The organism is Nostocoides sp. HKS02 (assembly GCF_009707485.1).
Taxonomy (GTDB): domain Bacteria; phylum Actinomycetota; class Actinomycetes; order Actinomycetales; family Dermatophilaceae; genus Pedococcus.
Map to the genome: position 1 here is coordinate 1,302,097 of NZ_CP046121.1, position 25,093 is coordinate 1,327,189.

Annotated in this window: 24 protein-coding genes; 15 read left to right on the forward strand and 9 right to left on the reverse strand. The window is 70.4% G+C overall.

Translation table 11 applies throughout. The features are described 5' to 3' along the window. Nucleotides 1-31 precede the first annotated feature (31 nt). The 9 genes from GKE56_RS06200 to GKE56_RS06240 all read left to right on the forward strand — a co-directional run bounded on the left by GKE56_RS06200 (nt 32) and on the right by GKE56_RS06240 (nt 11,508). Nucleotides 32-700 (forward strand): nitroreductase family protein, encoded by a 669-nt coding sequence (locus tag GKE56_RS06200; protein WP_154683795.1) that lies wholly within the window; start codon nt 32-34, stop codon nt 698-700. A gap of 9 nt (nt 701-709) precedes the next feature. Next, nucleotides 710-3,157 carry a DNA topoisomerase (ATP-hydrolyzing) subunit A gene (locus tag GKE56_RS06205; RefSeq protein WP_154683796.1) on the forward strand — a complete coding sequence of 816 codons (2,448 nt, stop codon included), beginning with the start codon at nt 710-712 and terminating at the stop codon, nt 3,155-3,157. Between the two features lie 166 nt (nt 3,158-3,323). Further along, nucleotides 3,324-4,187, forward strand: a complete 864-nt coding sequence (locus GKE56_RS06210) for a sucrase ferredoxin (protein WP_195908262.1) — start codon at nt 3,324-3,326, stop codon at nt 4,185-4,187. A gap of 188 nt (nt 4,188-4,375) precedes the next feature. After that, nucleotides 4,376-5,644 (forward strand): ABC transporter substrate-binding protein, encoded by a 1,269-nt coding sequence (locus GKE56_RS06215; RefSeq protein ID WP_370518488.1) that lies wholly within the window; start codon nt 4,376-4,378, stop codon nt 5,642-5,644. Between the two features lie 139 nt (nt 5,645-5,783). Continuing rightward, nucleotides 5,784-6,839, forward strand: coding sequence for a carbohydrate ABC transporter permease (locus GKE56_RS06220; protein WP_154683799.1), 1,056 nt, complete (start codon nt 5,784-5,786; stop codon nt 6,837-6,839). Between the two features lies 1 nt (nt 6,840). Beyond that, entirely contained in the window at nt 6,841-7,752 is a 912-nt protein-coding gene (locus GKE56_RS06225; RefSeq protein ID WP_154683800.1) for a carbohydrate ABC transporter permease, read from the forward strand. 24 nt (nt 7,753-7,776) lie between these two features. Beyond that, nucleotides 7,777-8,001: a hypothetical protein gene (locus GKE56_RS06230; protein ID WP_154683801.1), complete on the forward strand. Its 225-nt coding sequence runs from the start codon at nt 7,777-7,779 to the stop codon at nt 7,999-8,001. Nucleotides 8,002-8,035: 34 nt separating this feature from the next. After that, nucleotides 8,036-9,088, forward strand: a complete 1,053-nt coding sequence (locus GKE56_RS06235; protein WP_154683802.1) for a LacI family DNA-binding transcriptional regulator — start codon at nt 8,036-8,038, stop codon at nt 9,086-9,088. Nucleotides 9,089-9,132: 44 nt separating this feature from the next. Further along, nucleotides 9,133-11,508 (forward strand): ATP-binding cassette domain-containing protein, encoded by a 2,376-nt coding sequence (locus GKE56_RS06240; RefSeq protein WP_370518467.1) that lies wholly within the window; start codon nt 9,133-9,135, stop codon nt 11,506-11,508. A 49-nt stretch (nt 11,509-11,557) separates the two neighbouring features. Here the strand turns inward: GKE56_RS06240 and GKE56_RS06245 are convergent, their stop codons facing one another. Then, nucleotides 11,558-13,705 carry a type IIA DNA topoisomerase subunit B gene (locus tag GKE56_RS06245; protein WP_154683804.1) on the reverse strand — a complete coding sequence of 716 codons (2,148 nt, stop codon included), beginning with the start codon at nt 13,703-13,705 and terminating at the stop codon, nt 11,558-11,560. Nucleotides 13,706-14,057: 352 nt separating this feature from the next. On the opposite strand from GKE56_RS06245, the gene GKE56_RS06250 reads away from it, so the two are divergent. Both GKE56_RS06250 and GKE56_RS06255 read left to right on the forward strand, forming a co-directional pair. Next, nucleotides 14,058-14,279: a hypothetical protein gene (locus GKE56_RS06250; protein ID WP_154683805.1), complete on the forward strand. Its 222-nt coding sequence runs from the start codon at nt 14,058-14,060 to the stop codon at nt 14,277-14,279. Nucleotides 14,280-14,305: 26 nt separating this feature from the next. Further along, a complete protein-coding gene (locus tag GKE56_RS06255) occupies nt 14,306-14,788 on the forward strand; it encodes a DUF456 domain-containing protein (RefSeq protein WP_230209230.1) in 483 nt (160 codons plus the stop codon). 60 nt (nt 14,789-14,848) lie between these two features. Here the strand turns inward: GKE56_RS06255 and GKE56_RS06260 are convergent, their stop codons facing one another. The 5 genes from GKE56_RS06260 to GKE56_RS06280 all read right to left on the reverse strand — a co-directional run bounded on the left by GKE56_RS06260 (nt 14,849) and on the right by GKE56_RS06280 (nt 18,368). Then, nucleotides 14,849-15,220, reverse strand: a complete 372-nt coding sequence (locus GKE56_RS06260; RefSeq protein WP_230209231.1) for a DUF3040 domain-containing protein — start codon at nt 15,218-15,220, stop codon at nt 14,849-14,851. A 166-nt stretch (nt 15,221-15,386) separates the two neighbouring features. Then, complete coding sequence (gene dinB / locus GKE56_RS06265; RefSeq protein WP_154683807.1) at nt 15,387-16,679, reverse strand: DNA polymerase IV; 1,293 nt, start codon at nt 16,677-16,679, stop codon at nt 15,387-15,389. Nucleotides 16,680-16,687: 8 nt separating this feature from the next. Continuing rightward, nucleotides 16,688-17,509: a methyltransferase domain-containing protein gene (locus GKE56_RS06270; RefSeq protein ID WP_230209232.1), complete on the reverse strand. Its 822-nt coding sequence runs from the start codon at nt 17,507-17,509 to the stop codon at nt 16,688-16,690. A gap of 1 nt (nt 17,510) precedes the next feature. Next, nucleotides 17,511-18,005, reverse strand: coding sequence for an SAV_6107 family HEPN domain-containing protein (locus tag GKE56_RS06275; RefSeq protein WP_195908263.1), 495 nt, complete (start codon nt 18,003-18,005; stop codon nt 17,511-17,513). A 9-nt stretch (nt 18,006-18,014) separates the two neighbouring features. Then, nucleotides 18,015-18,368 (reverse strand): DUF6504 family protein, encoded by a 354-nt coding sequence (locus GKE56_RS06280; RefSeq protein WP_230209233.1) that lies wholly within the window; start codon nt 18,366-18,368, stop codon nt 18,015-18,017. A 219-nt stretch (nt 18,369-18,587) separates the two neighbouring features. Here GKE56_RS06280 and GKE56_RS06285 point away from each other — a divergent pair, with 219 nt between their 5' ends. Continuing rightward, on the forward strand, nt 18,588-19,124 hold the full coding sequence (locus GKE56_RS06285) for a YbaK/EbsC family protein (RefSeq protein ID WP_154683808.1): 537 nt from the start codon (nt 18,588-18,590) through the stop codon (nt 19,122-19,124). A gap of 18 nt (nt 19,125-19,142) precedes the next feature. Here GKE56_RS06285 and GKE56_RS06290 read toward each other — a convergent pair whose 3' ends face one another. Next, on the reverse strand, nt 19,143-20,585 hold the full coding sequence (locus GKE56_RS06290) for a glycoside hydrolase family 3 N-terminal domain-containing protein (RefSeq protein ID WP_230209234.1): 1,443 nt from the start codon (nt 20,583-20,585) through the stop codon (nt 19,143-19,145). Nucleotides 20,586-20,782: 197 nt separating this feature from the next. Here GKE56_RS06290 and GKE56_RS06295 point away from each other — a divergent pair, with 197 nt between their 5' ends. Together GKE56_RS06295 and GKE56_RS06300 are read left to right on the forward strand one after the other, a co-directional pair. Beyond that, the gene (locus tag GKE56_RS06295; protein WP_154683809.1) at nt 20,783-21,328 is read left to right on the forward strand and encodes an RNA polymerase sigma factor; all 546 of its coding nucleotides are present in this window, start codon (nt 20,783-20,785) and stop codon (nt 21,326-21,328) included. Next, entirely contained in the window at nt 21,325-22,773 is a 1,449-nt protein-coding gene (locus GKE56_RS06300; protein ID WP_154683810.1) for a hypothetical protein, read from the forward strand. The genes GKE56_RS06295 and GKE56_RS06300 overlap by 4 nt, the downstream gene beginning before the upstream one ends. 64 nt (nt 22,774-22,837) lie before the next feature. Here the strand turns inward: GKE56_RS06300 and GKE56_RS06305 are convergent, their stop codons facing one another. Further along, the gene (locus GKE56_RS06305; RefSeq protein ID WP_154683811.1) at nt 22,838-23,230 is read right to left on the reverse strand and encodes a VOC family protein; all 393 of its coding nucleotides are present in this window, start codon (nt 23,228-23,230) and stop codon (nt 22,838-22,840) included. 92 nt (nt 23,231-23,322) lie between these two features. Between GKE56_RS06305 and GKE56_RS06310 the strand changes: the two genes are divergently transcribed. Continuing rightward, a complete protein-coding gene (locus GKE56_RS06310) occupies nt 23,323-24,156 on the forward strand; it encodes an HAD-IIA family hydrolase (RefSeq protein WP_154683812.1) in 834 nt (277 codons plus the stop codon). Here GKE56_RS06310 and metF read toward each other — a convergent pair. Beyond that, nucleotides 24,153-25,064 (reverse strand): methylenetetrahydrofolate reductase [NAD(P)H], encoded by a 912-nt coding sequence (metF, locus tag GKE56_RS06315; protein ID WP_154683813.1) that lies wholly within the window; start codon nt 25,062-25,064, stop codon nt 24,153-24,155. The genes GKE56_RS06310 and metF overlap by 4 nt on opposite strands. Between the last annotated feature and the right edge of the window lie 29 nt (nt 25,065-25,093).

Below are 25,093 nucleotides of genomic sequence, written 5' to 3' on the forward strand. Positions count from 1 at the left end.
CGGTGTCGGGAAGATGGCCGAGGATGGGCCCATGGAGTTTCGTGAGGTGGTGCGGCGGCGGCGCATGGTGCGCCGGTTCGACCCCGACCGACCGGTGCCTCGCGGCACCCTCGAGCAGGTCCTGTATGCCGCCCAGCGGGCCCCCAGCGCGGGTTTCAGCCAGGGTTGGGACTTCGTCGTGCTCGCGGACGAGCCGTCGCGCAGCCGGTTCTGGGCGGCCAGCGCAGATCCCGGACGACCCGAGGACGCCTGGCTGCGTGGCGTCTCGGCAGCACCCGTGCTCGTGCTGTGCCTGTCGGACCCCGAGACGTACCTCGACCGCTATGCCGAGCCGGACAAGGGCTGGACCGACCGCGACCCGCGGCGCTGGCCGGTGCCGTACTGGGACGTGGATACCGGGATGGCGGCCCTGCTCATGCTCCTGAGCGCTGTGGACGAAGGCCTCGGCGCCCTGTTCTTCGGCGTGCCCCCGACCCGGCACGAGGCGGTCCGGCAGGCCCACGGCATCCCGGCCAACCGGCGCCTGGTCGGGGTCGTGGCGCTCGGCTTCGAACGGGAACGCACTGTCTCCCCCAGCCTGCGGCGGGGGCGGCGGAACCACGCCGACGTCGTGCACTGGGGCGCCTACGGCGAGTCGGGCGAGACCGCCCCAGAGCCGTGGGAGAGGATGGGGCGTTCCCACGGCCCCGACCAGGAGTGACCCCCACGCATGGCCCGCAAGACGCTCACCCCACCGGCTGACGACAGCGACTTCGTCGAGCGCATCGTCGACATCGACGTCGAGGACGAGATGCAGGGGGCGTACCTCGAGTACGCCGTGTCCGTCATCCACTCCCGGGCGCTGCCCGACGCCCGGGACGGCCTCAAGCCCGTGCAGCGGCGAATTCTCTACTCGATGAGCGAGATGGGTCTGCGACCCGACCGCGGCCACGTGAAGTCCTCGCGCGTCGTGGGCGACGTGATGGGCAAGTACCACCCCCACGGCGACAGCGCGATCTACGACGCCCTGGTCCGGATGGCCCAGCCATTCACGATGCGGCTTCCCCTCGTCGACGGCCACGGCAACTTCGGCTCGCTCGACGACGGGCCGGCCGCGTCGCGGTACACCGAGGCCCGGCCCGGCGCCGCCGCCCTGCTCATGACCGCGGGCCTCGACGAGGACACCGTCGACTTCGTCCCCAACTACGACGACCAGCTCACCCAGCCCGGAGTCATGCCTGCGGCGTTCCCGAACCTGCTCGTCAACGGGGTCAGTGGAATCGCCGTCGGCTTCGCGACGAACATGCCGCCCCACAACCTCGTCGAGGTCATCGGCGCCGCGCGCCACCTCATGGCCAACCCGACCTGCTCCCTCGACGACCTCATGAAGTTCGTCCCCGGCCCGGACCTGCCCCAGGGCGGGCGGGTCGTGGGGCTCGAGGGCATCCGCGACGCCTACCTCACCGGCAAGGGCAGCTTCCGCACCCGCGCGACCTCGCGGATCGAGAAGGTCACGGCGCGCCGACAGGGCATCGTCGTCACCGAGCTGCCCTACCTCGTCGGCCCCGAGAAGGTCATCGAGAAGATCAAGGACGCGGTCCAGTCCAAGAAGCTCCAGGGCATCTCGGACGTCAAAGACCTCACCGACCGCAAGCACGGCCTGCGGCTGGTCATCGAGGTCAAGAACGGCTTCAACCCTGACGCGGTCCTCGAGCAGCTCTACAAGCTGACCCCGATGGAGGACGCGTTCCACATCAACAACGTCGCGCTCGTCGACGGCCAGCCGCGCACCCTGGGGCTCAAGGACCTCCTCAAGGTCTACATCGACTTCCGGATCGAGGTCGTGCGCCGCCGCACCGAGTACCGCCTGGGCAAGCGCAAGGACCGCCTCCACCTCGTCGAGGGGCTGCTCATCGCCATCGTCGACATCGACGAGGTGATCCAGGTGATCCGCACGTCCGACGACGCCGGGGTCGCCAAGGCGCGCCTCATCGACGTCTTCGACCTCAGCGACGCCCAGGCGACCTACATCCTCGACCTGCAGCTGCGCCGGCTCACGAAGTTCAGCCGGGTCGAGCTCGAGAGCGAGAAGTCCGAGCTGGAGCGCCAGATCGAGGAGCTCGAGGCGATCCTCGGCGACGAGAGGCTGCTCCACAAGACCGTCTCCACCGAGCTCGCCGACGTGGCGAAGTCGCACGGCACCCCCCGCCGCACCGTGCTGCTCGAGTCCCCGGGGGTCCCCGCGACGACGAGCACCCCGCTCGAGGTGGCCGACGACCCGTGCTGGGTCCTGTTGTCCTCGACCGGACTCATGGCGCGCACCACCTCCGACGAACCGATCCCCGCCGACGGGGCCCGCAGCCGCCACGACGCGATCATCGGTGCGGTCCGCACGACGGCCCGCGGCGAGGTGGGGCTGGTCACCTCGCGCGGTCGGTTGTTGCGCCTGTCGGCCCTCGAGCTGCCGATGCTGCCGCCCACCAACGGCGCACCGAGCCTGTCCGGCGGCGCGCCGCTGGCGGCCTATGTCGACCTCCCGCGTGGGGAGGAGCCCCTCACGATCGTCTCTCTCGCGGCTGACTCCCCCGGCATCGCGCTCGGCACCGCACAGGGTGTGGTCAAGCGCGTCACGACCGACTACCCCGGCCGCAACGACTTCGAGCTGATCGGTCTCAAGGACGGCGACGAGGTCGTGGGTGCAGCCGAACTGCGCACTGGCACAGAGGATCTCGTCTTCATCACCTCCGACGCCCAGCTCCTGCGGTTCGGCGCCGCCATCGTGCGACCGCAAGGCAGGGCCGCGGGCGGCATGGCCGGCATCAAGGTCGCGGCGGGCCAGCGGGCAGTCTTCTTCGGCGCGGTCGACCCGGACGCCGACGCCGTCGTCGTCACCTCCAGCGGGTCATCGGGAGCGTTGCCGGGCACCGAGCCCGGTTCGCTCAAGGTCACGCCGTATGCCGAGTATCCGGCCAAGGGCCGCGCCACCGGTGGGGTGCGGTGCCACCGCTTCCTCCGGGGCGAGGACACCCTCGTGCTGGCCTGGGCCGGGGCGACCCCTGCGCGGGCCGCCGGGGGCAACGGGGTGGCCGTCGAGCTGCCCGAGGCGACCGGTCGACGCGACGGCTCTGGCGTTGCGGCCCGTAGCCCCATCGCCCGCGTCGCAGGCCCGCCTCGGTGACCCAGCAGTGACCGGCCACGGGCTGCCGTCACCGGAGGCGTGCTCGGTGCGGTTCGACGCCGAGGACATCAGCGCCTACGGCACGGCCGCCCGGGCTCACTTCTTCGTGGCGCTAGAACAGCCCGGGCCATGGGGGCGCGATGCAGCGACCCAATCGCATCTACCTGTGGCAGTGGGCAGTTCGCTGTCCGAGGCATGTGCGGCACGCGGCGGCCGGCTGACCCTGCTGCGCCGGCCCGGGCGCCACGCCGACGAGCACCACCCAGGCGGCCACGCGGCATACCTCGCCTGGGCGGGTGTGGATCCCTGGCTGCTCGAGGTTCGACTGGACGACCCGGCCACCCTGCTCGAGGTCGACCTCGACGCCTTGGCCCGCGGCGATCGCGCAGCCGTCACCGCCTCGCTGCCCGGCCTGGCTCCGGCCGCGCCGGTCCTGCTCGTCTGCACCAACGGACGACGCGACGTGTGCTGCGCGGTCCGGGGCCGACCCGTCGCCCTCGACGCCGCAGCGCTGGTGCCAGGCCGCGTCTGGGAGGCCTCCCACACCGGCGGCCACCGGTTCGCACCGACCGGCGTCCTGCTCCCCCACGGTGCGACCTTCGCGCGACTGGCGGCGCCACTGTGCGCCGAGATCCTCGCGGCGGCCGAAACCGGCACGCTGCCGGCCGGGGTGAGCGGCCCTCGTCACGACCGCGGCCGCAGCACGCTCGAGCCCGGGGCCCAGGCCGCCGAGGCGCACGTCCGCCACGTGGTCGACGAACGCTCGCTGACCGCCCTCACGACGGCGCTACTGAGCACCGACGCGATCGGTGCAGCGGGGCTCGCTGGCGCCGACGGCGACGGCGGCGACGGCGGCGACCACCTCCACCATGGCGAGCACGTCGACTTCCTCGTCACCCACCGTGACGGCCGCGCGTGGCGGGTGGGCTGCATGCAGAGCTCCCGCGGACCGCTCAGCGAGTCGTGTGGCAAGGCGCCCGTACCGGTCGCGGTCTGGCATGTCCTGCACTGCGAGCTTGTCAGCGTCTGACGAACCCGGACAGTTCGGACCATCGGCGCGAGACCCGGGCCCCAGTTATCCAATCGTTACCGATGTGGGTCCGAGTTCGGATTGCGGCGGACGAGCGTAAACGTTTACATGAGGACGGTTCACCTCAGCGCTGAGGCACGTCCGCCTCAGCACTAGCGAGAAATGGAGGCGGGCGTATGGCCCTCCGATTGCACAAGCGCCGCACCCTCACCGTGATGGCTGGAGCTGTGTCCGTGGCGCTCGTCGCCGCGGGCTGCGGCGGTGGCGGCAGCAGCAGTAGTAGTTCCGGCGGCGGCGCGTCCGGCCGCGGACCCATCACCTTCGTCAGCGGCAAGGACAACGCGAACGTGCTGGCCCCCCAGGCCGCACGCTGGAACGCTGCCCACCCCACCGAGAAGGTGACCATCAAGGAGCAGTCCGACAAGGCGGACCAGCAGCACGACGACCTCGTGCAGCACATGCAGGCCAAGGACCCCAGCTACGACGTGTTCTCGGTCGACGTCGTGTGGACGGCCGAGTTCGCCGCCAAGGGCTGGCTCACGCCGCTCAAGGGCGCGATGGCCCTGCCGACCAACGGTTTCCTCGCGCCGACCATCAAGGCGGCGACCTACAACAACACGCTGTATGCGGCCCCGTCGTCCTCTGACGGCGCGATGCTCTACTACCGCACGGACCTGGTGAAGACTCCGCCGAAGACCATCGACGAGATGTGGTCGATGTGCTCCATCGCCAAGAAGGCCGGCATCGACTGCTTCGCGGGACAGTTCGCCAAGTACGAGGGCCTGACCTGTAACGCCACCGAGTGGATGAACGCGTACGGCGCCAAGATGGTGGATGCCCAGGGCAAGCCGACCGCGGACTCCCCCGAGGCCGCCAAGGGACTGCAGGCGCTCGCCGACCACTACAAGAGCGGTGACATTCCCAAGCAGGCGATCACCTACCAGGAGGAAGAGAGCCGGGCAGCGTTCGAGAGCGGGAAGCTGCTGTTCCTGCGCAACTGGCCCTACGTCTACAACCTGGCCAGCACCGACGCCTCGTCCAAGGTCAAGGGCAAGTTCGCCGTCGCGCCGCTCCCCGGCGTGAGCGGACCGGGCACCTCGACCCTGGGCGGCCACATGGTCGCGATCAGCGCGTACTCCAAGAACAAGGCGACCGCGCTGGACTTCCTCAAGTTCGTCACCAGCCCTGACGAGCAGAAGACGAACATGGAGAAGGGCTCCCTGGCACCAGTCCTCGAGTCGATCTACACCGACCCGGCCCTGGTCGCCAAGTACCCCTACCTGCCGGTCCTGAAGACCTCGATCGAGAACGCCGTGTCCCGCCCGGTCACGCCGTTCTACCCCGGGATCACCACGGCCATCCAGGAGAACGCCTTCGCAGCCATCCAGGGGCAGAAGACCGCCCAGCAGGCAGTGAAGGACATGCAGGCGGCCATGGCGGCGGCGGCCGGGGGCTGACCTCGACCGCTTCAGTCCAAGCGCTGTGGGGGTGGCCCACGGGTCACCCCCACGGCGTTGCACGACCCGTAAGACGCAGGGCTGACCACCACCAACCCGATCGACCTCAGGGGCGCATCCTTCCGGTCAAGGAGCAGGCATGAGCGCAGTTGCGGACAGGACATCACAGCCGGTCGAGAACAAGCCGGCCAAGAAGAGCAAGGGACTCAACGCGGGCCAAGGACGTCGCGGGCTGCTGCTGGTCACGCCGACGATCATCTTCCTCGCCGTGATCATCATCTATCCCCTACTGAAAGCCATCCAGCTGTCCTTCCAGAAGGACGCCGGCCTGGACCCGGCCACCGGGTTGTTCGTCGAGGGCGGGAGCGCCGGAGTATCGAACTACACCCACTGGCTCCTGCAACGGTGTGGAAATGTCAGCTGCCCGCCCGGCACCATCGGCGCCCAGTTCTACGACGCCCTGCGGGTGACCCTCTTCTTCACCGTCGTCAGCGTGGTCATCGAGGTCCTGCTCGGCATCTGGTTCGCCATGATCATGAACCGCGACTTCAAGGGCCGCGGCCTCGTCCGGGCCGCCATCCTCGTGCCCTGGGCGATCCCCACGGCCGTGACGGCGAAGCTCTTCTATTTCATGTTCGCCTACGACGGCATCATCAACCACCTCATCGGCATCTTCGGGATCAGTCCGCAGCTGTGGACCAGTGACCCGTGGGCCGCGAAGTTCGCCATCATCATCGCGGACGTCTGGAAGACGACGCCGTTCATGGCGCTGCTCATCCTCGCCGGCCTCCAGCTCATCCCCGGTGACGTCTACGAGGCAGCCCAGATCGACGGTGCCTCCAAGTGGCAGACCTTCACGAAGATCACGCTCCCGTTGGTCAAGACACCGCTCATGGTGGCCGTGCTCTTCCGCACCCTCGACGTGCTCCGCATCTACGACCTCCCGGCGATTCTCACCGGAGGCGCGGGCGGGACGACGTCGCTGTCCATGCTGGTGATCAAGCAGAAGAACGAAGGCTTCCACGGCGCGTCCGCACTGTCGACGATCGTCTTCCTGCTCATCGCCTTCGCCGCCTTCCTCTTCATCCAGTTCGGCGGCGCCGACGTGATCAAGCGACCGCCCAAGAGCGAGAAGGCCGCCCCCACCGCACCCGTCAACCCGGTCGCCGCGAACGCCACCACCCCGGGAGCCTGAGATGACCACCACTACCACCACCACGACCGCCCCTCCTGCCAGTGGCCGGACCGAGGCGCAGGAAATCCACTTCAAGAGCAACCGGAACGCCAAGATCCGGATGTACATCGGCTTGGCCGTGCTCGTGATCTGGGGCCTCTCGCCGTTCTACTGGATGGTCGTCACGGCCTTCCGCGACGTCGGCTACACATTCGACAACTCGGCGTGGCCCACCCACGTGACGCTCGACAACTTCCGGACCGCGTTCTCGACCGACCGAGGCAACCACTTCGGCGCCGCCCTCGTGCACTCGCTGATCATCGGCATCGCCGTCACCGTCGTCGCCATGCTCGTGGGCGTCTTCGCGTCCTACGCGCTGGCCCGGCTGGACTTCCCGGCCAAGTACGCCGTGCTCGGAGTGATCCTGGGCGCCTCGATGTTCCCGGGCGTCGCGCTGGTCTCGCCGCTGTTCCAGATGTTCACCGACTTCGGGTGGATGAGTGGCGCGAACTACCAGGCGCTGATCATCCCGGACATCTCGTTCGCTCTCCCGCTGACGATCTACACGCTCACGGCCTTCCTGGCCGAGATGCCGTGGGAGCTCGAGGAGTCGGCGCGGATCGACGGCTGCACGCCGGGCCAGGCGTTCCGCAAGATCATGCTGCCACTGGCTGCTCCCGGCCTGTTCACGACCGCGATCCTCGCGTTCATCGCCAGCTGGAACGAGTACCTTCTGGCCCAGCAGTTCTCCACGCCGCAGACCCAGACGGTCACCGTCGCGATCGCCCAGTTCACGGGTGCCCAGCCGCACCAGGAGCCCTACACCGCCGTCATGGCGGCCGGAACGATCGTCACCGTGCCGCTGATCATCATGGTGCTGGTCTTCCAGCGCGCGATCGTCTCGGGCCTCACTGCGGGGGGTGTCAAGGGCTAGGCCAGCCGGCCAACCCTGACTCCTATGGGACTTTTCAACCCTGGGAGCGGCACCGGCGGTCCGCGGGCCAAGGCCCAACGACTGGAGGTGCTGCTCGGCCTCATCGGGTTCTTCGCGTTCATGGCCGTCATCCAAACGGTCGTGCTGGAGGTCCGCGGGGAGTCGGCGGGTGGATCCGCCGTGCTCCTCGCGGTGCTCCTGGCGTTGCTCTGGTTGATCTTGCGAGCGCGGCGCAACACCGGCACCTAGACGGGCCCCCCATGCCGGCCACAAAGAGGTGGACATGAGCACCATCAGTGATGTTGCGAGAGTGGCGGGGGTCTCCGTCGCGACCGTCTCGCGCGCCTTGCGTGGCGTCGACCGGGTCAGTCCTCGGACCCGTGACCGCGTTCTGGAGGTCGCGGCGGAGCTGCACTACGTCGCCTCCCCCGCCGCGACCAGCCTGGTCTCCGGGCGCACGCGTGGAGTGGCGGTCGTGGTGCCGTACTTCAACCGGTGGTTCTTCGCGACCGTCGTTAGCGGCATCGAGAAGGCCCTGCGCGAGGACGGCCACCATGTCCTGCTGGTCGACCTCGAGGGCCACACCTTCGACACCCGGCTGCGCATCACCCAGAACATGCTCTGGAAGCGCGCCGATGGCGTCATCATCCTCAACATTCCTCCCGAGGCGGGCGAGCGGGCCATCCTGGACCGGCTCGGCATACCCGTGGTCACGGTGGGGAACCGCCAACCGGGGTGGCCCTCGGTCCGCATCGACGACCGGCAGGCGATGGCGCTCGCGACGCGCCACGTGATCGAGCTGGGCCACACCCGCATCGGGTATGCCGGCACGGTGCCGGCGTCCGTGACGCACCTGCAGACACCGCTGGACCGCCGCGAGGCGTTTGGGCAGGTCTTGCGGCAGTACGACCTGCACTGTCCCCCGGAGTGGATCCTCGAGTGCGACTGGACCGCGCACGACGCAGCGCTCCTCTCGCGGCCCATGCTGGCCGCAGCCGAGCGGCCCACGGCCGTGGTCGCCGCCTCCGACGAGATCGCGTTCGGGGTGCTCAGCGCGGCGCGCCACCTCGGTCTCGAGGTGCCTCGAGACCTCTCCGTCATCGGCATCGACGACCACATCCACTCCGAGACCTTCGACCTCACCACCGTGCGCCAGGACGTCGAGCTGCAGGGTCGACGGGCTGGCGCCCTCATGCTCGACACGCTCCACGGCCGGAGCGCGAGCAAGGACCACGACGAGCTCCACCCGGTCGAGCTCGTCGTGCGCGGCTCGACCGCCGCGCCATCCCGCACCACCGCGGCCAAGCCGACCCGCACACCCGCCCCTGCGATCTAGGGTTGCACCCGAGCACCCCCAGCCCGACGACCTCAGGAGTGACCGTGGCCGAGGCGCATTCGCCTGCCCAGCACCAAGCGGACAGCCATGACCTGATCCGGGTGCACGGCGCCCGTGTCAACAACCTCAAGGACATCAGCCTCGAGATCCCCAAGCGTCGGCTGACGGTCTTCACGGGCGTCTCCGGGTCGGGCAAGAGCTCGCTCGTGTTCAGCACCATCGCCGCGGAGTCGCAGCGGATGATCAACGAGACCTACAGCGCTTTCGTGCAGGGCTTCATGCCGACGCTCGCGCGCCCGGATGTGGACGTGCTCGAAGGGCTGACCACCGCGATCATCGTCGACCAGCAGCGGTTGGGCAGCGACCCGCGGTCCACGGTCGGCACCGCGACCGACGCCAACGCGATGCTGCGCATCCTGTTCAGCCGGCTCGGGCAGCCGCACATCGGCTCCGCCCAGGCGTTCTCGTTCAACGTCGCGTCGATCAGCGGGTCGGGCGCAGTCAGCATGGAGCGCGCCGGACGGACCACGAAGGAGCGTCGCAGCTTCAGCATCACCGGCGGGATGTGTTCGCGCTGCGAGGGCCGCGGCTCGGTCACCGACTTCGACCTGTCGGCGCTCTACGACGACAGCCTGTCGCTGCGCGAGGGAGCGCTGACCATCCCCGGGTACAGCATGGACGGCTGGTTCGGCCGCATCTTCAGCGGCTCCGGCTTCTTCGACATGGACAAGCCGATCCGCAAGTACACCAAGAAGGAGCTGCACGACCTGCTCTACCGCGAGCCGACCAAGATCAAGGTCGAGGGCATCAACCTCACCTACGAGGGCCTCATCCCGAAGATCCAGAAATCCATGCTGGCCAAGGACCGCGAGGCGATGCAGCCCCACATCCGAGCCTTCGTGGAGCGGGCGATCACCTTCACAACCTGCCCCGACTGCGACGGGACCCGGCTCAACGACGGCGCTCGATCCTCCAAGATCAAGGGGCTCAACATCGCCGATCTGTGCGCCATGCAGATCAGCGACCTCGCCGGATGGGTCCGCGACCTGGACGAGCCCACGGTGGCGCCCTTGGTGACCGGGCTGCGACACCTCCTCGACTCGTTCGCCGAGATCGGACTCGGATACCTCTCGCTCGACCGGTCGTCGGGAACGCTCTCCGGCGGAGAGGCCCAGCGCACCAAGATGATCCGTCACCTCGGGTCCTCGCTGACGGACGTCACGTACGTCTTCGACGAGCCGACGATCGGGCTGCACCCGCACGACATCGAGCGCATGAACGTGCTGCTGCTCCAGCTGCGCGACAAGGGCAACACCGTGCTAGTCGTCGAGCACAAGCCCGAGGCGATCGCGATCGCCGAGCACGTCGTCGACCTCGGTCCCGGGGCCGGTAGCGCGGGCGGCGAGGTGATGTTCGAGGGCACCGTCGCGGGCCTGCGCGCCAGTGGCACGGTCACGGGTCGACACCTCGACGACCGTGCCGCCCTGAAGCCAGCCACGCGCACGCCCACGGGCGTGCTCGAGGTACGCGGCGCCAGCACGCACAACCTGCGCGAGGTCGATGTCGACCTGCCACTTGGGGTCCTGGTCGTGGTGACCGGGGTGGCCGGCTCGGGCAAGAGCTCGCTGATCCACGGCTCGGTGTCGGGCCGCGACGGCGTGGTCTCGGTCGACCAGGCCGGGATCAAGGGCTCACGACGCAGTAACCCGGCGACGTACACCGGACTGCTCGACCCGATCCGCAAGGCCTTCGCGAAGGCCAACGGCGTGAAGCCCGCGTTGTTCAGCGCGAACTCCGAAGGTGCTTGCCCTGCCTGCAACGGTGCGGGCGTCATCTACACGGACCTGGCCATGATGGCCGGCGTCGCCACGGTCTGCGAGGAGTGCGACGGCAAGCGGTTCCTGGCCGAGGTGCTCGAGTACACCTTCGGCGGCAAGGACATCAGCGAGGTGCTCGCCATGTCGGTGGATGAGGCGCGCGAGTTCTTCGGCGCCGGTGAGGCGAGGACGCCGGCCGCGCACACCCTCCTCACCCACCTGGCCGATGTTGGCCTCGGCTACCTGCGCCTCGGCCAGCCCCTCACCACCCTCTCCGGCGGTGAGCGCCAGCGGCTCAAGCTGGCCACCCACCTGGGCGAGACCGGCGGCGTCTACGTCCTCGACGAGCCGACCACGGGCCTGCACCTCGCCGATGTCGAGCAGCTGCTCGGCCTGCTCGACCGGCTCGTCGACTCCGGCAAGTCCGTCATCGTCATTGAGCACCACCAGGCCGTCATGGCGCACGCCGACTGGATCATCGACCTCGGCCCGGGGGCCGGACACGACGGTGGCCGAGTCGTCTTCGAGGGCACCCCGGCCGAGCTCGTCGCCGACCGGAGCACCCTCACCGGGCAGCACCTCGCGGCATACGTCAAAGGCTGAGGCCAGCGCGGCTGAGGGCTGAGCACCGAACGCCGGCGAGTCAGGCGCCTCAGGCGTCGATGCGCTCGCGGTCGAGCTCGGCGGCCGACTCGACGATGAAGTCCTTGCGGGGCCCCACGTCGTTGCCCATGAGCAGCTCGAACACCCGCTCGGCCATCTCGGCGTCGCGCAGCGTCACCCGGCGCAGGGTGCGCAGGCGTGGGTCCATCGTCGTCTCGGCCAGCTGGTCGGCATCCATCTCACCGAGGCCCTTGTAGCGCTGCAGCGGCTGCTTGACGTTCTTGCCCCGCTTGTCGAGCGAGGCCAGGGTCGTGCGCATCTCCTTCTCGGAGTAGGTGTAGATCAGGTCGTTCTTCTTTGCGCCCGCATTGACGACCTCGATGCGGTGCAGCGGCGGGACCGCGGCATACACCCGGCCTGCCTCGACCAGGGGACGCATGTACCGGAAGAAGAGCGTGAGCAGGAGGGTGCGGATGTGCGCGCCGTCAACATCGGCGTCGGTCATGATGACGACCTTGCCGTAGCGGGCCGCGTCGAGGTCGAACGAGCGCCCGGAGCCCGCCCCGACCACCTGGATGATCGCGGCACACTCGGCATTCTTGAGCATGTCGGACACCGAGGCTTTCTGGACGTTGAGGATCTTGCCGCGGATCGGCAGCAGGGCCTGGAAGTCGCTCGAGCGCGCCAGCTTCGCGGTGCCCAGGGCACTGTCACCCTCGACGATGAACAGCTCGGACTTGGCGACGTCCGTCGAGCGACAGTCCGCGAGCTTGGCCGGCAGCGAGGAGGTCTCCAGGGCGTTCTTGCGACGCTGGGTCTCCTTGTGCAGCCGCGCGCTGATCCGCGACTTCATCTCGGAGACGACCTTCTCGAGCAGCAGCGCGGCCTGGGCCTTGTCGCCACGCTTCACGGAGTTCAGGCGCGCGGTGAGCTCCTGCTCGACCACCTTGGCGACGATGGCGCGGACCGCGTTGGTGCCGAGGACCTCCTTGGTCTGGCCCTCGAACTGCGGCTCGGCCAGACGGACGGTCACGACGGCGGTCAGGCCGGCCATGACGTCGTCCTTCTCGGCCTTGTCGTTGCCCACCTTGAGGCGGCGGCTGTTGACCTCGAGCTGCTTGCGGAACACCTTGAGCAGAGCCTGCTCGAAGCCCGCCATGTGGGTGCCGCCCTTGGGGGTGGCGATGATGTTGACGAACGAGCTGACCCTCGCGTCGTACCCGGTGCCCCAGCGGACCGCGATGTCGACCTCGCACTCGCGCTCGACATCGGCCGGCGAGAGGTGGCCCGCGGAGTCGAGCACCGGCACCGTCTCGGTGAACGTGCCCGTGCCCTGCAGCCGCCAGACCTCGGTGACCGCGGCGTCGGGGGCGAGGAACTCGGCGAACTCGGAGATGCCCCCGTCGTGGACGAAGGTCTCTTCGTGGGGGCCGCTCTCGCCCGGGGTGCCCGGCAGGCCGCGCTCGTCGCGGATCACCAAGGTCAGGCCCGGCACGAGGAACGAGGTCTGGCGGGCGCGGGCGACGAGCTGCTCGTAGTCGAAGGTGGCGTCCTTGAGGAAGATCTGCCGGTCGGCCCAGTAGCGGATGCGCGTGCCGGTCACGCCCCGCTTCGTCGTGCCGATGACGGCCAGCTCGCTGGTGCGCTCGTAGGGCGTGAACTCGTGCTCGGGATCCTTCTCAGCGCTCGCGACGTCGGGGAAGTACCCCGGCTCGCCGCGGCGGAAGCTCATGGCGTACGTCTTGCCGCCGCGGTCGACCTCGACGTCGAGCCGCGAGGACAGGGCGTTGACAACGGACGCCCCCACCCCGTGCAGGCCGCCAGAAGCGGTGTAGGAGCCGCCGCCGAACTTGCCGCCCGCATGCAGCTTGGTGAAGACGACCTCGACCCCCGTCAGACCGGTGCGCGGCTCGATGTCGACCGGGATGCCGCGGGCGTTGTCACGCACCTCCACGGAGCCGTCGCGGTGCAGCACGATGTCGATCCGCTCGCCGTGACCGGCCAGGGCCTCGTCGACGGCGTTGTCGATGATCTCCCACAGGCAGTGCATGAGGCCACGTCCGTCGGTCGACCCGATGTACATGCCGGGCCGCTTGCGGACGGCCTCCAGCCCCTCGAGGACCTGCAGGTGGTGAGCGCTGTAGTCCGAGGACGACTTGGTCGTCGCGGCCTTCTTCGCGGTGGTGGCTTCAGCCACGGCCTTCCCTTCTGGTGATCTGCGGCGGCTGGAGACCCGTCCCCGGCCGGTCCCCGCAGGTTATCCCGACGCCGTGACAGGCCCTCGCAGGCACGCGGGACCCGGGCGCATGGGCGCCGGTGGCGGGGGCTCACAGGTGCGCCGCATACGCTGGGGTCGGTCTGTGGCCCATCCACCGGACGCCTGACCTCCGAATCACCCGATGCGACATGACATGACCCACATCCCGGGCCAATGCACGGCGGGAAGAACTGACCGTGCTTGACTGTTATCACCGGCGCCGGACCGGGATGCCAACCTCGGACCGGAGATGGACGTCTCATCAGAGACACGAGAACGAAGGAAGGCTGACGTGACCACTGCACTGGCACCCACTTTGACCGCGGCTGACCGCTGCGACCGCTGCGGCGCCCAGGCTTACGTTCGCGCCCGCCTGCACGCGGGGGGCGAACTGTTGTTCTGCGCCCACCACGGACGTGAACACCTGGCCAAGCTCCGCGAACACGCCGAGATCCAGGACGAGAGCGAGCGGTTGCACGAGACGCCCGCCGTCGCCCCCGTCGACGAACGCTGAGAGGCGCTGCTGGCGCCCTGACGCCCGTGGACGCATCCACCTGGGTCCCCGCTGTCCTGATCGTGATCGGGATGGTGGGGATCGTCGTTCCGGTGCTGCCCGGGCTGCTCCTCGTGCTGGCGGCGGTCCTGGTCTGGGCGCTCGACACCGGCACCACTGTGGCGTGGGTGGTGTTCGCCGTGGCTGCCGTGCTGTGGGTGGCCGGGTTCGCGCTGCGGTATGCCGTGCCCGAACGACGGTTGCGCGAGGCCGGCGTGCACCGCTCCACCCTGCTGCTGTCGATGCTGCTCGGGATCGTCGGGTTCTTCGTGATCCCCGTCGTCGGCGGCCCGGTGGGGTTCATCCTCGGGATCTACCTCGTCGAGCTGGCCCACTCACGCGACCGCGGCACGGCCTGGTCCTCGACCAAGAGCGCGCTGCGCGCGGTGTTCACGTCGATGGGGATCGAGCTGCTCGCCGGCCTGGCCATCGCCACGACCTGGGTCGTGGGAGTGCTGCTGAGCCGCTGAGCTGAGCTGTGTGGAGACTCGGCGTGGGTCGGTACTCGCTGTGTGGGGACTCGGTGCGGGTCAGTACTCGTCGCGCCGACGGTCCCAGCGCTCCTCGAGGCGGTGCATGAACGAGCCCGACTGCTTCGAGGTCTTGCGGGTGGTCGCGGCCGGCCGACGCACGGAGCCGTCGGGCTGGACCGTGCCGAGCGGGGTGCGTCGCCGGGGCGGGGTGAGTGCGAAGGCGACCGAGGCGACCATGACCGCGAAACCAGCAGCGCCGAGCCACATGGTCGTGTTGACCCCGACGAGCACCAGGGTGAGGCCAACGAGCACGCCGACGACCCCGACCGCGATGCGACGTCGTGCCGCCGCCTTGGCGCCCGCGCCCTGCATCTGCGACGCGAACTTGGGGTCCTCGGCATACAGCGCCTGCTCCATCTGTTCGAGCAACTGCTGTTCATGCTCTGAGAGCGGCACGATGACCTCCTGGCTTTCGGCGTGCACCTGGACCAACGCTCGAGCGCCCCGCCCAGTTGCATTGCCGTTGTTGCGTGCGTTGCGGCCGGTCAGCGCCTTGCGATGGCACCTTCAGGATATGTCGCCGGGCGGTGATGCACTAGCCGTTCGGGTCGGGTGTGGAGGGCTGTGACCTGCCGCGCCGGTCCTGCGGTGTCGCCCGCGCGCGATCGGTGTCACGGATGAGGCTGGCGGGACGCACGCTGCCGACGCCGAACCGCGCACTGGCCCGGTCGACGGCGCGATCGGCCTCGCGCCACCCGTGGTCGGGCTCGTCGAGCAACCCCTGGATCGGTGCTCCCTGCGCCTCGACGAGTCCCTCCATCCGGACGCCGACGAGCCGGATGCGGGCCTGGTGCAGGGCGAGGGCATCGAACAGCGCCTTGGCCGTGTCGTAGATCTCGCGGCTCACGTCCGTGGGGTCGCGCAGGGTCTTGCTCCTGGTGACGGTCGTGAAGTCGGCGAACCGCACCTTGATCGAGACGGTGCGTCCCACCATGGCCGCGGACCGCACCCGCGCAGCCGTGCGGTCGCTGAGCTTGAGCAGCTGGCGGTGGATGTATGCCGGGTCGTCGACGTCGACCTCGAACGTCTCGTCGGACCCGATGCTGCGCTCGCGACGCTGGGGCTCGACCGGTCGCGGGTCACGCCCCCAGGCGAGGTCGTACAGGTGCGGGCCGGCGCTGTCACCCAGGGCCTGCCGAAGGGTGTCGAGCGGGGTGTGGGCGATGTCGGCGACGGTGTGCAGGCCCAGGCGCACGAGGGTCTCCTCGGTGCGGTCCCCCACTCCCCACAGCGCGCCGACGGGTAGCTGCTGGACGAAGCCAAGGACCTCCTCACGCGGCACGACCACCATGCCATCCGGCTTGGCCAGACCGGAGGCGAGCTTGGCGACGAACTTGGTCGGGGCCACGCCGACCGAGCAGGTGATGCCCTGCTCCTCGTGGATGGTGTCGCGCAGGAGCTGGCCGATGCGGGCGGGGTTGCCGAGCCGGCGCGTGGACCCGGCCACGTCGAGGAAGGCCTCGTCCAGGGACAACGGCTCGACCACGGGCGTGATCGTCGCAAAGGTGGCCATCACGCCCGCCGAGATCTGGCTGTACAGGGCGTGGTCCGGCGCGATCACCGTGGCTTGGGGGCAGAGCCGTCGCGCGCGGGACATCGGCATCGCCGAGGCAACCCCGAACGCGCGGGCCTCGTAGGTGGCGGACAGCACCACCCCGCGGTTGCCCCCACCACCGATGATCACCGGGGTGCCGACCAGCTCGGGGCGGCGCAGGAGGGAGGCCGAGGCATAGAAGGCGTCCATGTCGACGTGCAGGATGGTGCAGCCCGTGTCGTCCGGTGGCTGCTGGGCGGTGCGCTGTGGGAGCGCGAACTGGCGCCGGCTCACGGCTCGCCTCAGCGCTTGGCGAGGATGTGCACCGCAGCCCCGAGCTGGCCGAGGAAGCCGAACTCGGGGTGTCGGCTGGCGGCGTGCTCGAGCTCGAGCAGGGCGGTGCGGTCGATCTCGGTGTCGAGCAGGGCCGACGGCACGAGGTCGCTGAACAACCGCACCCCGTGCACGTCGAGAACCCGGAGCCCGGCGGCCTCCACCATCGCGACCAGGGCTGGGGCGTCGAAGCGGCGTGGGAGGGGGTCGGCGCTCCCCCAACGGCCGTCGGCGCTGACCAGCGCCGTGTGGGCCTGGGCGAACTGGCCGGCGAGGACCCGAGCGAGCACGACGGCCAGGCGCTGGGCAGCCACCAGGCTGAGGTGGCCCCCCGGTGCGAGAACCGCGGCCAGCGCGCCCACGGTGGCGGCCGGGTCGTCGACGACCTCGAGGGTTCCGTGGCAGCAGACCAGGTCGAACGGCCGGTCGCCGGCGAGGTCGACGAGCGAGTCGGCGTCGCCTTGGACTGCGGTGACCGCGGCGCCGACCCCGCGCTCGGCGCTGCGGCGCGACAGTGAGGCAAGGGCATCGGGGCTGGGATCGACCACGGTGATCTCGTGCCCCAGCTCGGCCAGCGGGACGGCCAAGCCGCCGGTGCCGCCACCGAGGTCGAGCACCCGCAACGGGCGGCCGAGCTCGGACTGCTGTGTCTCGATGAGCTCACGGACTGCGACCCAGACCGCCGAGGTCCGCAGTGCGGTCTCGACGCCGCCGCGTCGGGCGCGCCACTGCTCTTCGGCCACGAGGTCTCCTCCGGGGTAGCGCTGCAGGGTGGGCGGGTCGACTGCCACCCTAACGGCCGGAGCCGACGGCGCTGGGCAGAGCGCACGGGATGGTCGGCACGAGGAGGTCGATCGGCCCGTGGTTGTTCGCGGGCACGCCGAGGCTGTGGCACACGAGGTCGAGGAACAGCTCGGCCTGGCGCAGGAGGTCGTCGGCCTCACGGGCGGTCACCTGGCCCTGCGGCCGGCGATCGGCGGTGACCACCTCGAAGAAGGTGGCCCACTCGGCGAGCTCTGGGGCCAACCGGGGCAACAGGGCCCACAGGCTGTGCGGCCCCGCCCGGTCGGAGTCGTCAGGACGGTCGGGTCCGTCTGGTCCGTCTGCGCCGTCGGACGCCCCGGGGCCGCGGAGGCGACGGGCGTCACGTCGGGCGGCGAGCATCGACGCCGCGGCTCGCAGCGCGGCCAGGCGGGCATGCTGGTGGCGGGTCGTCGTGTCGGTGCTCTGGCACGCCAGCAGCAGGGAATGGCGCGACCGGTCGAGCAGGTCCAGGGTGCTGGTCATCGCGGCGCCTCAGTCCGCGACCCGAAGGAGCTGCCACTGGTTGGCCTGGGCACCGGCCCCCGGCGAGCCAGGGAGTGTCGCAGCGAGGTCGTAGACCTGCGCGCCGCCGAGGCGGCCGGGGCTGGCCTCGACTCGCCAGACCCGGCGTTCACGGGCGCCTGCGACGACCTCGTGCCCCCCGCGCGCGTCGCGCCACCACGGCCGGTGCTCGTTCCACTGGTCGAGGATCGCTCGGACGACGTAGAGCCTGCCGCGCCACACGAAGGCGTCCGGACGGCGCCCAGGATCACCGTCGGAGGATGCCGGCGCGTCCTCGTGGGCCGCGTCGCGGACGTCGATGGGTTCTTCGTACCGGCGGTCCACGAGCGACTCCTTCGGAGGGTGGGAGTGGGGTGGGGTGTGCGCTCTGGCCCTGCGAACGGGCGGGGTCGAGGCGCCTGATCACAGGGCCAGAGCCGCACGGCGGGTTCCGTCGAGGACCCGTCATTCGAACAGGTGTTCGATGAGAAGAAGGTATACCCCGGCGCCGACAGCCCGCAATCCCTCTGGTCCGCCGCCCACCGGCCCGCCTAGCATTCGTCCATGTCGCAGTCCGGCGCAGCCACCTCCCCGGGCGCGCCCGACCTCGGCGCCCACCCCGGCGTCCAGCGCGTCCTCGCGGCGCTCGCTGTCCACCACATCACCCCGGAGGTCATCACCCTGCCCGATGCCGTGCGCACGGCATCGGCCGCCGCGGCCGCGCTGGGCATCACGCCCGCCGAGATCGCGAACTCCTTGGTGTTCCGTGCCCACGCCGAGGACGGCACGGTCGGGCCCCTCCTGGTCCTCACCTCGGGAGCCCACAAGGTCGACCTCGTGAAGGTGGCCGAGCTGCTCGACGGAGTCGAGCGCATCGACCGCGCGGACGCCGACTTCGTCCGAGCCCAGACCGGTTTCGCCATCGGCGGTGTGGCGCCCGTCGGACACCTCCACGCCGTGCCCACGGTCGTCGACGTCTCGCTCAGCCGGTATCCCTACGTGTGGGCGGCCGCCGGCCACAGCCACACCGTGTTCCGGACCACCTACGAGGAGCTGCTCAGGATCACCGGGCCCCACAGCACCGCCATCGAGGTCTGCTGACCGCGAAGTGGGCTCCCGTCACAGCTGGGTGTTGAGGTACCGCTGCAGCAGGCTGACGATCCGGGTGTTCCACGTGCGGGCGCCGTCGCGGTACGTCCCGAGGTAGGACTGCAGTGCCGCCGTGGACGCCGGCCCCCACAGGCCGTCCGCGATCGTTCCGATGCGCTGTTGCAGGGCACGCACCGTCACGGTGTCCAGTCGACCCGTCCGGGTCACCGAGAGCCAGCGCTGCAGGGCCACGACGGTGGTGGCGTTGAGCACTCCGGTGACCGCGAGCCGTGGCGCCAGCAGCCCTTCGGTGGCCTTGAGCACGAGCACCCGCAGGACGGCGGCGTTGACCTGGGCCCGGAAGGCGCTGTTGGTCGACGCGCGAGCAGCCACCGCGGCGACCATCGCGGGGATGACCTGAGGGTTGACGGTCAGGACGAGGTCACCCCCGGCGCTGATGAAGTTCACCGCTCGCGCGCCCGGCGACCAGGCCCGCACCTGGGCGGCGTTCCCGAGGTCGTCGCTGACGACGACGCCGCCGAAACGCAGGCCCTGGCGGATCATCCCCGTGATCACCGCGTGGGAGAAGACGGCCGGTTGGCGGGGGTCGATGCGGCTGTAGATCGCCGACGACACCATGAGCAGACCGGCGCCCGAGGCGACCGCGGCCCGGAACGGCACGAGGTCCGCGGAGGTGGAGGTGGTCACGGTGTCGGTGACCCCAGCGGTGACGTCGGTGTTGCCCGTGACCCGCCCCAGTCCGGGGAAGTGCTTCGCGGTGACGGCCAGACCGGCCGAGCGCATCCCCTTGAGGAAGGCTGTTCCCTTGTCGGCGACAACAGTCGGCGTGTAGCCGTACTCGCGGCTGTACCGGCCGATCGGCGCGTTGTTCGACGCGCTGCTCGCGGAGACCGTGTCCATGACCGGCGCGAGGTTGACGTCGACCCCGGCGCGCGCCACCTGGCGACCCCAGGCCGCGGCATACGAGGTCAGCGTGGCGTCCGGCCACCCGCCCTGGACCAGTGCCGTCGGCATCCTCGAGAAGCCCGGCCCCTGGAGCACCTGGACGTACCCGCCCTCCTGGTCCGTGGCGATGAACAACGGGACCGCGGCGGTGGCGGCAGCGGTCGTCAGGGCGTCCGCGCTGCTCGTCAGGGCCCGAACCGGAGGCGCGCCCGCCGTGGTGCGCCCGGTGAGGATGAGGTTGCCGACGTGGTACCGCGAGATGGCGGACACGGTGGACGAGCCGAGGCCGGTGACCGGGCCGCCCACCATGAAGAGCTGGCCGATGCGTTGCGCGAACGTCATCCGGTCGAAGGCCGCCCGCGCCATCGTGGCCGGGGTGACGACGACGGTCGTCGCGGCCAGCGACGCAGCCCCGACCGGTGCCAGGTCGGCGCCGAGGAACGGGACGCTCGTCGCGAGCACGGTGAGAACTGCCCCGGTGCGAAGAGACTTGCGAAGAGCGTCCATGGCTGCCTCCAGCGAGCGGGTTCGGTCCTTCCACTCTGTGACGCCCGGACGCATCGGCAGGTTGGGTGTCCGGCGACCCCGACACGCCCGTGCGCCCCGATTTCCGGGGTGCGCGGGCCGCGCAGGGGGTTGGATACCAACCACGGGGGTTGAAGCGGCGTCTCAGGGACGTGGCGAAAGCCGGAAGGACAGCGAGCATGGTTGCTCGGGACGGCGGTTTCCCGCCCCAGGCCGCCTCGCCGGACGCGCATGCGGCGGTGCGGTCGCTCTTCGACGCCCACTACGGGCCGCTGGCCGGCTGGGCAGCCCGCCTCCTCGACGACGACGACCTGGCGCACGACGTCGCGACCGAGGCGTTCGTCCGGCTGCTGCGGACGTTCGACACCGTTGAGGAGCCCCGCGCCTGGCTGTATGCCGTGACGGCCAACCTCGTCCGCGACCACTGGCGGCGCACCAGTCGCGAGCGGGTCGCCTACCGCCGCTTCAGCCACGACCAGGGGCAGGATCCCACCGCGGACCGGGAGGCGGCCGAGCACCGCAGCGACACCGCCACCCGGCTGACGGTGCGCCAGGTGGTCCTCTCCCTGCCGGACAGCCTGCGCGAGGCCGTCCTGCTCTACTACTACGCCGACCTCCCGGTCGCCGTCGTGGCGGCCCGCCTGGGGAAGTCAGAGGGCACCGTGAAACGAGATCTCTTCGACGCGCGACGCCGCATGGCGGCACTGCTGGAGGATGTGCGATGAGCGACCACAGGACCATCTCCGATCCAGGACCCGACCCCGGCTTCGACCCGGTGGACGCCTTCTTCACGCACGAACGCCGTGCGACCCGCGCGCTCGAAGCCGGGGACGCCCAGTGGGACGGCATCCTGGTCCGCGCGCGCCGCGAACGGATGCGGCGGATGCGCAGCACCACGGCCTGGGCTGCCGCTGCCGCCGCCCTCGTCGCCGCCGGGGTGTGGGGGCTCTCCGGTCGCCTCGGCCCGGTCACACCAGCAGACACCAGCCCGCCGGTGACGTCCCCGTCGACGCAGGCCCCGTCGCCGACCCCGCACCCCTCGCGCAGCTCGCAGCCGACGCCGTCGACCTCGAGCGGCTCGGTCGGCACGCCAATGCCGAGCACCTTCCGCGTGCAGTCCCTGTCGACCGGCGATGCCCACCACCTCTACGCCCTCGGCACCGCCGCGTGCAGCGGGGGCGCCTCCTGCCCGATGCTGGCGGTCTCGGCCGACAACGGCAGGTCGTGGCGGCTCGTGCACACCTTCCCCAGCAACGCGACCGCGAACGCCACAGCGGGCACGCAGGCCGGAACACCCGTGCCCGGGCCGGCAGCCCTGAGCCAGGTGCGCTTCGCGAGCTCCTCGATCGGGTGGGTGTTCGGCGGCGGGGCCATGCGCACGTCCGACGGGGGCGCCACCTGGCAGTCGTATGCGCACGGTTCCGGGACGGTCCTCGACCTCGAGACGAACGGCAAGGACGTCGTGCTCACCACGGCCGACCGCTGCTCGCAGGGCACGTGCAGCGGTGGGATCCAGGTCCTGCGCGCCCCGGTCACGGCGTCGGCGGCCACCGATGCGGTGGGCACCATCGTCGCCGGGACGGTCCTGGGCGCCCCCATCTCGTGGCACGGCGGCGACGCGTACCTCTCGCCCGTGGTCACCAACGAGACTTCCGGCACCGTCGCCGAGGCGATGGTCCTGCGCGCGGACGGCCTGCACCCCGCGGGGCCGGCCCGCTGCGCGAACGACTCGTCGGCCCCCCAGGTGGTCACCCCCGCGGCCGGGACCACGCTGTTCGCCCTCTGCGTCACCGGGGCCGCCATGAGTCACCTCGGTTACGAGGTGCAGGCCACCGGCGACGCTGCTGCCGCGTGGCGGGTCGTGAGCACTGACGCGCTCATCCTGGTCCACGCCGGCTCGACATCGTTCGCCGCAGCCGACGGGAGCGCCTTGCTGGCAGTGTCCGGCGGCTCGCCCGACGTGCACGGCTCGATGGCTGTCAGCAGCGACGGCGGTGCGACGTGGCACACGCCCCGCACCGCGCCGCCGACCCCCGACCACGGCTGGGCGTGGGTCGGCGCGCCGGGGGGCCCGACGTTCTACGCCATCTCCGCCGACCCCTCGCCCACGTTCTGGAAGAGCACCGACCGCGGTGAGACCTGGGCGCAGGTCGCGGTGGCCGCCGGCTGAGCAGTGAGCCGCCGAGGCCCCCGTATGCCGCGCCCGCGGCATACGGGGGCTTACAGGGCGACCCTCACGTGGCGGTCATGCCCCCCTCGTGCAGGCACAGGACGTTGCCGTCCGGGTCGAGGAACCAGGCTGCCTTGGTGCCGCCCTGCTCGGCGATGTGGTCGACCGTCGTCAACCCGGGCATGTCGTAGTCCTCGAAGGCGACGCCGCGACCCTCCAGATCGGCGATCTCCGCGCGCAGGTCGGACACCTCCCAGGTCAGGGCGGTGCTGGGATTCTGGGTGCCTGCTTCGCGCGGCAGGAGCATCAGCATGGCCCCGCCGCTGAGCTGGTACATGAGGCTGCCCTCGTCATTCGTACCGAGGAACGGCAGGTCCAGCTTGTCGTAGAACGCCTTGGCGCGGCCGGTGTCCGCGACGGGCAGCAAGGTCGAGACAGCACTGGTGGCTAGGGACATGGGAACACCTCCTGGTGACAGGCCAAGCCTGCTCCGCGTCCAGCCGGCGGTGCTCCGCCAAACTGACGAGATCTGCTGGGCAGAATGGGTCCATGACCTCTCCCAAGCCTGTCGAGTGCTGGCTCACCGACATGGACGGCGTCCTCGTGCACGAGGAGCATGCGATCCCCGGCGCGGCTGACTTCATCGCGGCGCTGACCGAGCACGGGCGCCGGTTCCTCGTCCTCACCAACAACTCGATCTTCACCCCGCGTGACCTGCGCGCACGCCTGCTGTCCAGCGGGATCGACGTGCCCGAGAGCGCCCTGTGGACCTCTGCCCTCGCCACGGCCCAGTTCCTCGACGACCAGCGGCCCGGCGGCAGCGCGTTCGTGGTCGGTGAGGCCGGACTGACGACGGCGCTCTACGAGGTCGGCTACACCATGACCGACCGGTCGCCGGACTACGTCGTCCTCGGCGAGACCCGGACCTACTCGTTCGAGGCGATCACGACCGCGATCCGGCTCATCGAGGCAGGCGCGCGGTTCATCGCCACCAACCCTGACGTCAGCGGCCCGAGCAAGCAGGGCACGCTGCCCGCCACCGGGTCGGTCGCGGCGCTGATCTCGGCAGCGACCGGCCGCGCGCCGTACTACATCGGCAAGCCCAACCCGCTGATGATGCGCAGCGCGCTCAACCGCATCGACGCGCACTCCGAGTCGACGGTGATGGTGGGTGACCGGATGGACACCGACGTCATCAGCGGCCTGGAGGCCGGTCTGCGCACCATCCTGGTGCTCACCGGGTCGACCAAACCCGACCATGTCGAGCGCTTTCCGTACCAGCCCACGCGCGTGGTGGACTCCGTTGCCGACGTGGTGCCGCTGGTGGGCGAGCTGCGCCCGCTCGACCAAACCCAGCCCGACTCGCGGGTGAACCTCGGCTAGAGGCTGAGGTTGCGGTAGACCTCGAGCGTTGCGGTCGAGCGGTTCATGGTGATGAAGTGCAAGCCCGGCGCACCCTCACCGAGCATCCGCTCCGCGAGCTCGGTGGCGATCTGCACGCCCACCTCGCGGGTCGCAGCCGGGTCCTCGGCCACGGCCTCGAGCCGGCGCAGCACGGCATCGGGCAGCGGCGTGCCCATGAGCTGGGACATCCGTGCGATCTGCTTGACGTTCGTCACGGGCATCAGGCCCGGGGTGATCGGCAGGTCGCGGCGCGCGGCGACCGCGTCGCGCAGCCGCAGGTAGGTCTCGGCGTCGAAGACCATCTGGGTGATCGCGAAGCTTGCTCCGGCATCCGCCTTGCGGACGAGCACCTCGACGTCGTCCTCGAAACCGGCCGACTCGGGGTGCACGTCCGGGAAGGCCGCGACGCCGACGGTGAACTCCCCCAGGCCGCGCACCAGCCGCACGAGGTCCTCCGCGTGGTTGAGGCCCTCCGGGTGAGCCACCCACGCTCCGCCGACGTCGCCCGGAGGATCGCCGCGCAAGGCGAGGATGTTGCGGACGCCACTCGCGGCATACAGCCCCACCACCTGACGCAGGGCGGCGACCGAGGCGTTCACGCAGGTCAGGTGTGCCAACGGGGTGAGGGTGGTCTCGCGGGCGATCCGCTCGGTGACCCGCACGGTGCGGTCCTGGCTCGTGCCACCGGCGCCGTAGGTCACCGAGACGAAGTCGGGGCGCACCGACTCGAGGCGGCGGATCGCGTCCCAGAGCAGCGCCTCGCTCGCGTCGTCCTTCGGCGGGAAGAACTCGAAGCTGATCGACGGGCTGGGCGCCGAGAGCATGCCGGGGATGGAGCGGGTGAGCCGCTCCGGTCGCGCCAGTCTCGAGGGTTGGCCCAGTGCCATGGCGGTGAGACTAGTCGAGCGCGCACACC

What these genes read in the sequence shown, in the direction of transcription:
- GKE56_RS06285 (WP_154683808.1), top strand. Translation starts at nt 18,588, where the DNA reads ATGTCGCAGTCCGGCGCAGCCACCTCCCCGGGCGCGCCCGACCTCGGC.
- GKE56_RS06200 (WP_154683795.1), top strand. Translation starts at nt 32, where the DNA reads ATGGAGTTTCGTGAGGTGGTGCGGCGGCGGCGCATGGTGCGCCGGTTC.
- GKE56_RS06225 (WP_154683800.1), top strand. Translation starts at nt 6,841, where the DNA reads ATGACCACCACTACCACCACCACGACCGCCCCTCCTGCCAGTGGCCGG.
- GKE56_RS06235 (WP_154683802.1), top strand. Translation starts at nt 8,036, where the DNA reads ATGAGCACCATCAGTGATGTTGCGAGAGTGGCGGGGGTCTCCGTCGCG.
- GKE56_RS06310 (WP_154683812.1), top strand. Translation starts at nt 23,323, where the DNA reads ATGACCTCTCCCAAGCCTGTCGAGTGCTGGCTCACCGACATGGACGGC.
- GKE56_RS06305 (WP_154683811.1), bottom strand. Translation starts at nt 23,230, where the DNA reads ATGTCCCTAGCCACCAGTGCTGTCTCGACCTTGCTGCCCGTCGCGGAC.
- GKE56_RS06300 (WP_154683810.1), top strand. Translation starts at nt 21,325, where the DNA reads ATGAGCGACCACAGGACCATCTCCGATCCAGGACCCGACCCCGGCTTC.
- GKE56_RS06230 (WP_154683801.1), top strand. Translation starts at nt 7,777, where the DNA reads ATGGGACTTTTCAACCCTGGGAGCGGCACCGGCGGTCCGCGGGCCAAG.
- GKE56_RS06220 (WP_154683799.1), top strand. Translation starts at nt 5,784, where the DNA reads ATGAGCGCAGTTGCGGACAGGACATCACAGCCGGTCGAGAACAAGCCG.
- GKE56_RS06295 (WP_154683809.1), top strand. Translation starts at nt 20,783, where the DNA reads ATGGTTGCTCGGGACGGCGGTTTCCCGCCCCAGGCCGCCTCGCCGGAC.
- metF (WP_154683813.1), bottom strand. Translation starts at nt 25,064, where the DNA reads ATGGCACTGGGCCAACCCTCGAGACTGGCGCGACCGGAGCGGCTCACC.
- GKE56_RS06290 (WP_230209234.1), bottom strand. Translation starts at nt 20,585, where the DNA reads ATGGACGCTCTTCGCAAGTCTCTTCGCACCGGGGCAGTTCTCACCGTG.
- GKE56_RS06275 (WP_195908263.1), bottom strand. Translation starts at nt 18,005, where the DNA reads ATGACCAGCACCCTGGACCTGCTCGACCGGTCGCGCCATTCCCTGCTG.
- GKE56_RS06205 (WP_154683796.1), top strand. Translation starts at nt 710, where the DNA reads ATGGCCCGCAAGACGCTCACCCCACCGGCTGACGACAGCGACTTCGTC.